Annotated in this window: 2 protein-coding genes; both read left to right on the top strand. The window is 33.2% G+C overall.

Going from position 1 to position 2342, the window contains the following annotated elements; translation table 11 throughout:
- Nucleotides 1–1132: RHS repeat domain-containing protein (locus ACP5P5_RS13620; protein WP_428286662.1), on the top strand; the 1132-nt coding region annotated here is incomplete at its 5' end.
- A gap of 7 nt (nt 1133–1139) precedes the next feature.
- The gene (locus ACP5P5_RS13615) at nt 1140–1871 is read left to right on the top strand and encodes a hypothetical protein (RefSeq protein WP_428286661.1); all 732 of its coding nucleotides are present in this window, start codon (nt 1140–1142) and stop codon (nt 1869–1871) included.
- Nucleotides 1872–2342: the final 471 nt, after the last annotated feature.

The following is a 2342-nucleotide window of genomic DNA, read 5'->3' as shown; positions in this document are numbered from 1 at the left end:
ATTTCAGTATATTAGCGGAGGCTTTAGTGTGGTAGGCAGCAGTGGTGTAGTAAAAGACCACCATAATGATGCCATTATGCAGGGTATACAAATACCGAAAAATGGGTATATTTATATTTATTGCAGCAACGAAAGCCCGGTAGATGTGTTCTTTGATAATGTACAGGTAGTGCATACCCGGGGGCCACTTTTAGAAGAGACGCATTACTATCCGTTCGGCCTCACCATGGCGGGAATATCATCGAAAGCATTAAACCGAGCACCTGAAAATAAATACAAATGGAATAAAGGTTCTGAATTACAGAGCAAAGAATTTTCGGATGGAAGCGGGTTAGAACTGTATGCAACTGACTTTAGAAGCTTAGACCCACAGCTTGGCAGATGGTGGCAGATAGACCCCAAGCCTGACTACTCACAGAGCCTGTACTCTGCAATGAACAATAATCCTATATTATTTAACGATCCACTTGGTGATTCAATTATTGGTAAAGCAAACAATGCTGTGGCAAATCGAATTGAAAACAATGCTAATAATAGAATCAATGCAAATAATGCCAAAATAGCAAAAAACAATCGCATTATAAGTAATAAGCAAGCTCAAATTGCGTCAGGAAAACTTAGTGATAAAGAACTTAAAGCTGCAAATAACACTATTAATCATTTAACAAAATCCAATACCGAATTAGGTAAAAGAAACGATAATTTGAGAACAGGAATTGCAGCTATAGACGCTATGAGGGCTGATGTTAATCATAACTATTCATTTCAATCTCCTGCCAACGACAATGGAACTCACCATGTTGTTCAAGGAGATGGAAAAACTGTAATAGTTGAAGGCAGCAATGATGGTTTATTTTTTCATGAAGTAGTCCATGTACTTCAAAATTTAAACTCTGGTGGGTTAAGATTTTCTACTAATGAAAGCACTAAGGGTTATTTGTTGAATGTTGGTGCTACGGGTAGTAATATCGGAGACGAGGTTCAGGCATATCAAGTACAATTTTCATTCGATGGAACATTTTCTACAAGTAGTGCAAGAAATTTATCAGATATAAACTCTGGAACAGTTAGAGATTTACATGGTACCTTACCTAATGGTGACATTTACTATCCTTATGCAAATTTAAAATAACTGATAAATGAAAAGATTGCTTTTGTTAATTTACTCATCGATACTTTTTTTTAAAGGAAATACTTCTGATTCAACAATACTAAAAACTTTAAAAAATATAAGTGGGGTATATAAATGTGCCGGAGAAACTTTAAGTGTTAATGGGAGAACAAATACTTTTTTTTTAAAAAGGCCTTTGTCTAAACTTGAAGATGTAGTAACTCCAATCTGTTATGATACACTTGCAAAGGGTAATTTTAAAGTTTTAACCAACAATACAATTGTACTATCAAATGATAGAAATTTTTTTAAGTTATACTTTGATTTTAAACATGAAAAAAACCTTTCACAAGACACTCTTTATATTCATGTTTTACTACCACAGGATGATGCTTTTTTTTCAAATAGATTTAGATATCTATTCAATTTTGGTTGTTTGATGCGCCAATTAAAATCAGATAGTACATTCATTAAAATACCTAAGGCTATGATACCATATTGTCAAAACCCCTCTTTAAGTTTTTTAATACAAGATTTATATCCTCAATGTATAGAAGAAGGAAAATGTTACCAGCGAATTTATTTTAGGGTCTTTAACTCGTTGGATTTTAAAAACGGTGAGAATTATTTTACAATTACACTTAAAAATTTTACTGAATGCTTTGTTGAGAAAATGGATGTTGAAAATGATATAATATACTTTGATGGAAAAGATGATATTTTATGGAGAGGCAAAAATTACAAAAGGGCTAAATCTTGAATTACTTTATTTTTAACTGACATGATAAATAAATTATCAGATAACAAAAGCCGCATCACTGCGGCTTTTGTTATCTGAAGTAGTGGATAATTTTACAAGAGTTAAGGAAGAAGTTTCTTTTGTAAGAATGCTAATGGTTAGCTTTACCCCATCTCATCGTAGTTTATTTGTTAAAAAATTTTCCCTCGGGGTAAGTATGTGCCAACGCCCTATTTTTTTAGCTTCCAGCTACCCGTAGCAAATTTCATCCAATAATCACCTCTACCTCAAAACCCCACCACTGCCAACATATTCTTTAAAAAGGCCATCTTGTTAAAGGTTGCTTTTTATTTGATATTACACACTCATGAATTTCTTGCAAAAACCCATATTAATAATTTTGTATAGCATTATTATTTCAGTATATTAGCGGAGGCTTTAGTGTGGTAGGCAGTAGTGGTGTAGTAAAAGACCACCATAACGATGCCATTA

The organism is Hydrotalea sp. (assembly GCF_049968455.1).
GTDB lineage: Bacteria > Bacteroidota > Bacteroidia > Chitinophagales > Chitinophagaceae > Hydrotalea.
Note: the sequence above shows the minus strand (reverse complement) of the source record. Positions and strands in the feature narration are given on the sequence as shown.